The organism is Rhodococcus yananensis (assembly GCF_020515525.1).
Taxonomy (GTDB): domain Bacteria; phylum Actinomycetota; class Actinomycetes; order Mycobacteriales; family Mycobacteriaceae; genus Rhodococcus; species Rhodococcus yananensis.
Window position 1 is genome coordinate 1 of record NZ_JAIYEP010000103.1, and the last position, 11,515, is coordinate 11,515.

An 11,515-nucleotide genomic window follows, 5' to 3' on the forward strand; every position below is an offset into this window, starting at 1 on the left:
CGTCCAACCCCACCCGGTCCACACCGAGCACCTCGGCGAACACCGACGCCACGATCTCCTCCACCGGCGTCGTCGGCGCACGGAACACCACCGCCTCGAACACCGGCGCCGGCAACGCCTTGCGATCGACCTTCCCGTTCACATTCAACGGCAACGCCTCGAGCACCACCACCGCGTCCGGCACCATGTAACCGGGGAGCCGATCCGTCAGTGCCCCGAGCAGTGCTTCGGGGTCGACGGTGGCCCCGGGCGCCGGGCTGACGTACCCGACGAGCCGGTCGCCGATGCGCGGATCACCGAACAGGGTCACCACACCGGCGGATACGGACGGGTCCGCGAGCAGTGCCGCTTCGATCTCGCCGAGCTCGATCCGGAAACCCCGCAACTTCACCTGGAAATCGGTCCGCCCCAGATACTCCAACTCGAGCACCCCGGACCCACCACGAACCCACCGCACCAGATCCCCCGTGCGATACATCCGCTCACCCGCACCGACCAGATCCGCCACGAACCGATCCGCCGTCAGATCCGCACGCCCGTGATACCCCCGGGCCAACTGCACACCCGACAGATACAACTCACCCGCAACACCCACCGGAACCGGCCGCAACCGCGCATCCAGCACCCGCACACCGACATTCCACTCCGGAACACCGATCGGCACCGACACCGCATCCGCCTCCGACACCGCGTGCGCGGTCACCGACACCGCAGCCTCGGCGGGGCCGTACAGGTTCACCAGGCGGGCCGTGTTGGTCGCCCGGAAGCGCCGGGCCAGGTCGGCGGGGAGTGCCTCACCGATCGCGAGGACCTGCCGCACCGACGGAGGGAGGGCGCCGTCGCCGACGGTGAGCAGCGCGTCGAGCATCGTCGGCACGGTGTGCAGCGTCGTGACCGACCCCGCGCGCATCAGTGCATCGAGGTACTCCGGGTCCTGTTGGCCACCCGCCCGCGCCAACACCACCGCGCCCCCGGACACCGTCGCCGACCAGAACTCCCACACCGACAGATCGAACGTCGCCGCCGTCTTGAGCAACACCGCATCCGACCCACCGAGCCCGAACGCATCCCGCTTCCACACCAACTGGTTGACCACCGCCGAATGCGGCACCGTCACACCCTTCGGACGGCCCGTCGACCCCGACGTGAAGATCACATAGGCCGCATGACCCGGCAACAGAGCACCGACACGCTCCGAATCCACAACCGGCGCAGACGAATACGACGACACATCCAGATCGTCGACAACCACGACGGGAACACCGACGGACACCCCGTCGACGCCCCGGAGGGTGAGCACCAGCGCCGGGTCGGCGAGGTCGAGCAGATATGCGACACGCTCGGCGGGCTGGTCCGGATCCACCGGCACATAGGCACCACCGGCCGCCGCGACCGCATACATCGCCACCAACAACTCCACCGACCGCGGCATCGCCAGCACCACACGCGAATCCGGCCCGACCCCCGACGAGATCAGATACCGGGCGAGCGGATACACACGCGCCGCGAACTCCGCATACGTCAGCACCGCGTCATCGGTCACCACCGCGGTCGCCGCACCACGGGCACCGACCTGCTCGGCGAACAGATCCGGCAACGTGACCGCCGGAACGGACACACTCCGACCCGCACCCGCCGCCGTCACGGCTCCGAGTTCCCGGTCGTCCAGCACCGGGACGTCACCGATCGCCGTGTGCGGCTCGGCGACGAGAGCAGCGAGCACCCGTACGAAGCGACCGACGATCGCCTCGGCGGTCGCGGCGTCGAACAGCGCCGACGCGTAGGTGAGTGTGCCGTCGATCCCGGCGGGCTCACCGCCGTCACCGAAGGTGTCGCCGACGATCAGGTGGAGGTCGAACTGCGAGGTGCGGTGCTCGAGTTCGACCGCCGACAGGGCGAGACCCGGCAGTTCGAACACCGAACGCTCGAGGTTCTGGAACGACAGGCCCACCTGGAAGATCGGGTGGTGTGCCGTCGAGCGGACCGGATCGAGCACCTCGACGAGCCGCTCGAACGGCACGTCGGCGTTCGCGAACGCCCCGAGATCGGTGGTGCGCACGCGGGCGACGAGATCCGCGAACTCCTCACCGCGGTCGAGCCGGGTCCGGAGCGCGAGGGTGTTGACGAACATCCCGACGAGGTCGTCGAGCTCGGGCTCACCGCGGCCGGCGATCGGGGTGCCGACCGTGATGTCGTCGGTGCCCGACAGTCGCGCCAGCAACACCGACCATGCGGCGTGCACGACCATGAATGTCGTGGCGTTGGTCTGCTGGGCCAGTTCGGCGACCGCCCGGTGCACATCGGCGGGGATCCGCACCGGCACGGTGCCGCCCTCGAAGGACTGGACGGCGGGGCGGGGACGGTCGGTGGGCAGGCCCAGGACCTCGGGAGCGCCCGCGAGCGCCTCCGTCCAGTAGGCGATCTGCTGCGAGATCACCGACTCCGCGTCCGACTCGGAACCGAGCACGCGGCGTTGCCACAGTGCGTAGTCCGCGTACTGCACGGCGAGCGGCTCCCACGACGGGGCTGCGCCGCCGCTGCGCGCCAGGTAGGCCGTCATCACATCTCGCGTCAGTGGCGCGAGCGAGTAGCCGTCCGCGGCGATGTGGTGCAGCGACAGCACCAGGATGTGCTCGGTGGGTGCGAGGCGGAACAACCGCACCCGGACCGGAACATCGGTGGTCACGTCGAACGGCGCGGCGACGTACTCCGCGACCACCGCCGCGATGTCCGCATCGTCGACCGTGACCGGGTCGAGGTCGGTGGTGACCTCGGATTCGGGCAGCACCACCTGGTATCCGACACCGTCGTGCTCCGGGTAGAGCGTGCGCAGCACCTCGTGACGTTCGACGAGGTCGCGCAGGGCATCCTCGAGAATCGTGTGGTCGAGATCGCCGGACAACCGCAGCGCCACCGGAATGTTGTAGGCCGTCGACTCCGGTTCGAACCGATTGAGGAACCACATGCGCTGCTGGGCGAGCGACAGCGGGATGCGTTCACCGCGCGGCTGCGGCTCGAGCGGCACATACGGTGCGGGAGCACTCTCCGAATCGAGGACCTCCGCGAGCTCCGCGATGCCCGACACCTCGAACAGCGTCCTGACCTGGACACGGCGGTCGAAGGCGGCGCCGAGACGCCCCGCCAGTTTCGCGGCGAGCAACGAGTTTCCGCCGAGCTCGAAGAAGTCGTCGTCGAGACCCACCGCATCGATACCGAGAACCTCCGCCACCGCGCCGGCGACGCGCTGTTGCGCATCCGTCTCGGGGGCCCGGTACTCGCGCGCTTCGAACACCGGTTCCGGAAGCGCATCGGTGTCGAGTTTGCCGACGGGGGTCAGGGGGATCGCGTCGATCGGGACGATCGCGGCCGGCACCATGTGTCGGGGCAGCACCTCGCGCGCATGTGTCCGCAGTGCGTCGATGTCGAATCCGTCGCCCGGCACGGGAAGCACATAGGTCACGAGCGCCGCGTCCCCGGAGGGGAGTTCGCGTACCGTCGTCGCCACGAAGTCGACGGCGGGATGCTCACTGAGCACACTGTCGATCTCGCCGAGTTCGACCCGGAACCCGCGGAGCTTGACCTGCGAGTCGCTGCGGCCGACGTATTCGAGGTCACGGACCCCGTCCCGCACGGTCCACCGGACGACGTCGCCGGTGCGGTACATGCGGCCACCACCGACGGGGTCGGCGACGAATCGTTCGGCCGTCCGCGCGGGCTGACCGATGTATCCGCGCGCGAGCTGCGGACCGGCGAGGTACAGCTCACCGGCGACACCCACCGGCACCGGCTGGAGGCGTCCGTCGAGCACGTACGCCTGGACGCCGGGGATGGGGCCACCGATGGTGACGGGGTCGCCCGGCTCGAGCACGGGGCTGATGTTGGTGATGATCGTGGTCTCGGTCGGACCGTACGCATTGTGGAACCGCGCGGTGCGCCACCGCTGAACGAGTTCGGGCGGGCACACCTCACCACCGACGAGGCCCATCTCGATCGAGTCCAGATCCGACGGATCGACCGAGGCCAGCATCGACGGGGTCCCCACGACGTGGGTGACGCGTTCCGCCGCGATCAGGTCCTCGAGTTCGGTGCCGCCCACGACGCCGGGAGGGACGATCACCATGGTCGCCGAGGCGCTGAGCGTCAGCAGCAGCTCGAACAGCGATGTGTCGAAGCTCGGGGTCGCGAAATGCATGACCTTCGAGTCCCCGGTCGCGCCGAGGGTGCGTTGCTGCTCGACCAGGAGATTGTTCAGGCCGCCGTGGGTGACCACCACGCCCTTCGGGACACCCGTCGACCCGGACGTGAAGATCACGTAGGCGCAGTCGTCGACCCTCAGGGTCCGGAGCCGGTCCGAATACGTGACCGGCTCGCTGCTCTGCGCCGACACCTCGGCCTCGACATCGGGGGTGTCGACCTCGAGCCATTCGATGTCGCCGGGCAGCGTCGGTCGGGTCGCCGCGACGGTCATCCCGAGCGACACCTCGGACGTCGACAGCATGTGCCGGATCCGGTCGTCGGGATAGTTGGGGTCGACCGGGACGAAGGCGGCACCGGTCTTCGCGACCGCCCACACCGCGAGGATCGACTCGATGGAGCGAGGGATGGACACCGCGACGAAGTCGCCGGGCCCGAGTCCGCGAGCGATGAGGACACGGGCGAGCCTCGACGACCACTCGTCGAGTTCGGCGTACGTGAGGGACCGTCCGTCGAACCGCAACGCGACCCGTGTGGGGTCACGGTCGACGGCGGTGGCGAGCAACTGGGGAAGAAGCGGGGTGCGGCTGCGCCGAGTCCGTGCGGGCCGTTCGCGGCGGGTCGACCGGTCGGCGGGTGTACGGGTCATCGAACGTTCCTCCCTCATGCCGTGATCTCCTGCAGTCGAACAGTCTGTCGAGGAGTCCCTCGGCGCATCGAACAACCCACCTTCACGTCTTCCCTGCGGCCCGGCCTCTGCCGAGCCGAATCGACACACGACCCGGTGAACTACTGTTCACCCCGGCCTCGGTGCCGCCCTCCGGTCCTGTGCGCCGGCACTGGACACATCGACCCATTGTTGCAGTCGGGTACCTGCCGGCCGAATCCCACCGACGGTCGGCGACCGGCCCGACCGCCGCTGTCCTCGGCTCACCCCTCACGCGCACACCTTCAGGAGGGGCCGGACGTCCGGCCCCTCCTGAATGATCGAACGGCGACCCGTGCCTGTTACCCGCCGGTACCACACCGCGTCCCCGCTGCGCCTCGGTCACGACGTGCGGGGAGCGGGGTGCTCAGAGCCGGTCCGGGGTGACGACCTCGTCCAGATCCGGCAGCTCGGCCTCCCGGACCCGCGCGGCGTCGATCTCACCGACGAGTGCGTGGCTCACCCACTCGTCGGCGAGCAGGTCGACGAAGGCGTCGCGGCTCGTGTCGCCAAGTACGACCGCGGCGCCCGAGACGGCTGCGAGGAGAATCCATCGGGCGACGTGGGCGGGATCGGACACCGCCGCCGCCAGCCGGGACTCGTAGTCGAGCCCGAGATCGCCGACGGACGCATCGATCGCGGCCGCGAACCCCGCTCGGTCCTGCAGCACCCCGGACGCATCCGCGAACGCCGGGTCGGTGTCCTTCGCCGGTGCGGTGCGGTCGGCGCGACCGATCGGACGGGACGACAACGCGGCGAGCCGTGCCCCGACCGCGGAGTCCCCCGGATCGATCGACGGCGCCCCCTCGTGGGCACCGCGTCCGATCACACACGCGGGCGGATCTTCCGCCCGCACCCCGGCCGCGAGCGCCACGACGGCGGCCTCGGCCTTCACGACCGCCCACAGCGCCACGACGGTGGCGGCGGTCGGTTCGACGACCACCCCGATCCGGTCGCCCGGGCCGAAGCCGTCGGCGAGGAGCAGGCGGGCGAGTCTCGACGACGCCTCGTCGATCTCGCGGTACGACAGCTCGGATCCGTCGACGATCACGGCCGGCGCGTCGGGGTCCTCCTCCACCGCGGCGGCGATCCGGCGGTCCACGGGTTCTGCCGCCGAGACGGATCCGGTCGCCTGCGAGCCGGCGCCGAGGACGAGAGTCCGCTCCGCCTCGGTCATCAGATCCAGTTCTCCCACCGGCGCCTCGGGGTCCGCCGTGGCCTGCGTGAGCACGGTGGTGAGGCGATCCGTCAGTGTCACGACCGTCGCCTCGTCGAACACGTCCGTCGAGTAGAGCCACGTACCTCCGAGTTCACCGTCGGGCCCGGTTCCCAGGGTCAGTTGCAGATCGAACTTCGCCACCGGCACCCCCGAGGCGACGGACGACACCGACAGCCCCGGCAACTCCAGCCGGGCGTCGGCGGCGGGTTCCATCGACAACGCGACCTCGAACGGTGTGCCCTGGGTGCCGAGAGCATCCACGACCTCCTCGAACGGCACGTCCGTGTGGGCGAAGGCAGCCAGATCCGCGTCACGTACCCGCTCGACGAGCGCACCGAACCCGGCGGCCGGATCCACGGTCACCGGGAGCGCGACCGTGTTGACGAACATGCCCACCAGGTCGTCGAGTGCGCGGTCGCCGCGACCTGCGACGGGTGCGCCGATCACGACGTCTGCACTGCCACCGAGCCGCGACAGCACGACGGCGAGCGCCGCGTGGACGACCATGAACACCGAAGCCCGGTGCTCACGGGCCGTCTCGCGGAGCCGCTCGTGCAGCGGCCCGGCGATCGTGACATCCACCACACCACCGCGACCGGTCGGCTCCGCCGGACGCGGACGGTCGGTGGGCAGGTGCGCCCGTCGCGGCGCCGCGGCGAGAGCGTCCGTCCAGAAGCGCACCTGCTCGGCGGCCACGGACCCGGCCGTGGCGGGATCGCCGATCACGTCGTGCTGCCACAGCGCGAAATCGGCGTACTGCACCGTCAGGGCGGGCCAGGCAGGCGCGCCACCGCCGATACGCGCGGCATAGGCGAGCATCGCGTCGCGCGCCAGCGGTGCCATCGACTCGCCGTCCGCGGAGATGTGGTGCACCACCAGTACGAGAACGTGCTCGTCGGCGGCCACGTTCAGGAGAGCGGACCGGATCGGAACACCGGCCGCCACATCGAATCCACGCCCGACGAGGGAGGCGACCCGGCCCGGTACCTCGTCCGCGGACACGGATTCGACGACCGTCTCCGCCACCGCGTCCGAACCGAGTACCTGCTGGTACGGGCCGTCCGCGTCGCTCGGGTACATCGTGCGCAGCGCCTCGTGCCGTTGCACGACGTCGCGGAGCGATGCGACGAGCGCCGGCACGTCCAGACTCCCGGTCAGCCGCAGCACGAGCGGAATGTTGTAGCCGGCCGCGTCGGTGTCCAGCTGGTTGAGCAGCCACATCCGGCGCTGCGCGAGGGACAGCGGTGCCCGGTCCTGCCGGTCCCGCGCGACCACCGCGGGACGGTTCCCCGACCCCGCGAGCGGTTCCAGTGCCGCGGCCAACGCTTCCACACCGGACGTCTCGAACAACATCCGTACCGCGACCGGGGTGTCGAGTTCGTGTCCGAGCCGTGCCGCGACACGCGTCGCCACGAGCGAGTTCCCGCCGAGGTCGAAGAAGTCGTCGTCGAGACCGACCCGGTCGAGTCCGAGTACCTCGGCGATCACGTCGGCCACTGCGCGCTCGATCCGATTCCGCGGTGCCCGGAACTCACGTACCCGCGCTTCCGGAGCCGGCAGCGAGCGCCGGTCGAGTTTGCCGTTGACCGTGAGCGGGATCGCGTCCAGCACGACGACGTGCGACGGAACCATGTACTCGGGCAGCGATCGGGCAGCGAACCCACCGATCCCCGCGGGGTCGAGGGTGTCGGCGGCGAGGTCTCCGGTGGGGGCGACGTACGCCACGATCCGCTGATCTCCGGGAAGATCCTCGCGGACGATCACGGCTGCGTCACCGACGGCCGGGTGCGCGAGCACAGCGGCCTCGATCTCACCGAGTTCGATACGGAATCCGCGGACCTTGACCTGGTCGTCGGCGCGCCCGACGTACTCGAGTTCACCGTCACCGGTCCACCGGGCGACATCTCCGGTGCGGTACAGCAGGGATCCGTCGTCGGCGAACGGGTTCGCCACGAATCGCGCCGACGTCAGATCCGGGCGACCCAGATAGCCGCGGGTGACCTGGCCACCGGCGATGTACATCTCGCCGGCGACGCCCACCGGCACGGGATGCAGGCGACGATCGAGGACGTATGCACGCAGTCCGGGAAGCGGGCCACCGATCACGGACGGCGCTCCGGCGGCAGCCCATTCGGCCGGCACCTCACGGAACGACACATGCACCGTGGTCTCGGTGATCCCGTACATGTTCACGAGCCTCGGACGCCGACCACCGTGACGCGCGAACCACGGTGCGAGCCTGCGCGGTTCGAGTGCCTCACCACCGAAGATCACCCACTCGAGCGACAACTGAGGCCCGTCGGCACCGGCGGCTCGGTCCGCTTCGGCGAACTGGTAGAACGCCGACGGTGTCTGGTTCAGCACCGTCACCCCGTCCCGCGCCACGAGTTCACGGAACGCGTCGGGCGATCGCGACGTCAGATAGTCGACGACCACGAGGGTGCCGCCGTAGGCGAGCGACCCCCACAGCTCCCACACCGAGAAGTCGAACGCGTAGCTGTGGAACAGGGTCCACACATCCGTCTCGTCGAATCCGTACAGCTCTTCGGTGTTCGCCAGCAGACGGGTCACCGTGACGTGCGGCACGGCGACACCCTTGGGGCGCCCCGTCGACCCCGACGTGTAGATCACGTAGGCGGTGTTCGACGGACGCAACGCCGCGGTCCGATCCGTATCCGTCGGAGCGATATCCGGGAGGGTCGAGAGGTCGACACCGTCGATGTCCACCACCGGAAGGGATTCGGGGAACGACACGTCGCTGCCGGACCAGGACAGCGCGCACACCGGCCGGGCATCGGCGAGCATGTACCCGATGCGGTCGGCCGGGTAGGTGGGGTCGACGGGCAGATAGCCGCCGCCCGCCTCGAGGACCGCGAGCAGCGCCACGACCAGGTCCGCGGACCGCGGCAGCGCAACTGCGACGAGCGATTCCGGGCCGACACCGCAGGCGATCAGATGATGCGCCAACCGGTGCACCCGCGTGGCGAGGTCCGCGTACGAGATCGTGTCGTCGCCGGACCGCACGGCCACGGCGTCGGGGTGCGCACGAACTGCGGTCTCGAATCGGTCGACGAGCGTGGCGTCGGTGAGCTCGGGGGCGCGACCGCCGATCACCGGTCCTGCCAGCAGCGCGAGCTCGTCGGCGTCCACCAGCGCGATGTCGCCGACCGCGCCGTCGGTTCCCGCGACGAGTGCCTCGAGGATCCGCACGAAGCGTCGTCCGAAATCACGCACGGTCGACTCGTCGAACAGGTCGGTCGCGTACGTGAAGCGAGCCGACAGTCCATCGTTGCGATTCCGCCCCGCGGTCGGCTCCCACAGCGTGAGCTGCAGATCGAATTTCGCGTTGCCCGTATCGATCTCGTATCCGCTGACGTCGAGACCCGGGAGCGCGATGTCGCCGCCACCGAGATTCTGGAACGTCAACATCACCTGGAACAACGGATGATGCGCCTGCGACCGAACCGGATCGAGCTCCTCCACCAACCGCTCGAACGGCACATCCGCATGCGCGAACGCACCCAGATCCACCTCACGGGTACGCGCCAACAACTCCTCGAACGACTCACCCGGATCCACCGACGTCCGCAACACCAACGTGTTCACGAACATCCCCACCAGATCGTCGAGCACCTGCTCACCACGACCCGCCACCGGCGTCCCCACCGCCACGTCGTCCCCACCGGACAACCGCGACAACAACACCGCCAACGCCGCATGCACCACCATGAACAGCGACGCACCGTGCTCGCGACCCACCCGGACCAGCGCCTCGTGCAACTGCGAATCGATGACGAAATCGTGCACCGCGCCTCGTCCGGACGCCACCGCCGGACGTGGTCGATCGGTGGGCAACTCCAGCGACTCGGGCAGTCCCGCCAACGCCTGCGACCAGTACCCGATCTGCCGAGCCGCCACCGAACCGGGATCCGACTCGTCCCCGAGCACCGCCCGCTGCCAGATCGCGTAGTCCGCGTACTGCACCGGCAACGGCGCCCACCCCGGCTCCTGCCCGCGGGTCCGCGCCTCGTACGCCACCATCACGTCACGTGTGAACGGCGTCATCGAGAACCCGTCCGCCGCGATGTGATGGACCACGAACACGAGCACGTGCTCGGATTCCGAGACCCGCAGCAGACGCGCACGCAACGGTGTCTCCACGGCCAGATCGAATCCGGCCGAGGCGAACTCCCGGACGCGGTTCACGATGTCCTGTTCGTCGACCCGTTCCGGGCCGAGATCCGGTATCGCATCGGCGACGGGGAGAACCTTCTGGTAGCCGACACCGTCGTCTTCCGGATACACCGTGCGCAGGATCTCGTGACGGGTCAGCAGATCACCCACGGCGTGCTGCATGGCGTCGACGTCGACGCGGCCGCGCAGACCGAGCGCGAAGGGGATGTTGTCGACGGTCGAGGTCGGGTCGAACCGGTTCAAGAACCACATCCGCTGCTGCGCCAACGACAACGGCACCCGCTCCGGCCGCGGCTGCGCCGTCAACGCCACTCGGCCACCGGAACCCACGTGCGATTCGAGCAGGCCCGCCAGCGCCAGCACCGACGATGCCTCGAACAACACCCGCACCGGCACCTCGGTGTCGAGCGCCGCGCCGAGTCGCGCTGCCACTCGCGTGGCGATCAGCGAGTTGCCACCGAGGGCGAAGAAATCGTCGTCGAGACCGACCCGTTCGAGATCGAGCACCTCGGCGAACACCGACGCCACGATCTCCTCCACCGGGTTCGTCGGCGCCCGGAAGACGGTCTGCTCGAACACCGGCGCCGGCAGCGCCTTGCGATCGACCTTCCCCGACGCGTTGAGTGGCAACGCCTCGAGCACCATCACCTGCGACGGCACCATGTACCCCGGCAGCACCGCGCCCGCCGCCGCGATCACCTCGCCCGGATCGACCGTCGAACCCGGCGACGGCACCACGTACGCCACCAGCATCTCGTCACGCACCACCACGACCGCCGACGACACCGCCGGATCCGCCCGCACAACCGACTCGATCTCACCGAGCTCGATCCGCAGACCCCGCAGCTTCACCTGGAAATCGGTGCGCCCGATGTACTCCAACTCACCGTCTGCGCGCCACCGCACCGCATCACCCGTGCGATACAACCGCTCACCCGCCGCGAACGGTGAGGCCACGAACCGATCCGCGGTCAGATCGGGTCGCGTCATGTATCCGCGGGCCAACTGCACACCCGCCAGATACAACTCACCCGCAACACCCACCGGCACCGGATGCAGACGCGAATCCAACACGTAGACACGGGTGTTCCACACCGGAACACCGATCGGCACGGACACCTCGTCCGCCTCCGACACCGCGTGATACGTCACATCCACCGCAGCCTCGGTCGGACCGTACAGATTGTGCAACCCCGCCGTCG

At 69.5% G+C, this 11,515-nt stretch carries 2 protein-coding genes; both read right to left on the bottom strand.

What is annotated here, in order from left to right:
- Positions 1-4,843: non-ribosomal peptide synthetase (locus LDQ05_RS17875; protein WP_226438298.1), on the bottom strand; the 4,843-nt coding region annotated here is incomplete at its 3' end.
- Between the two features lie 424 nt (positions 4,844-5,267).
- The coding region (locus LDQ05_RS17880; protein WP_372461151.1) for a non-ribosomal peptide synthetase at positions 5,268-11,515 on the bottom strand (6,248 nt) is incomplete at its 5' end.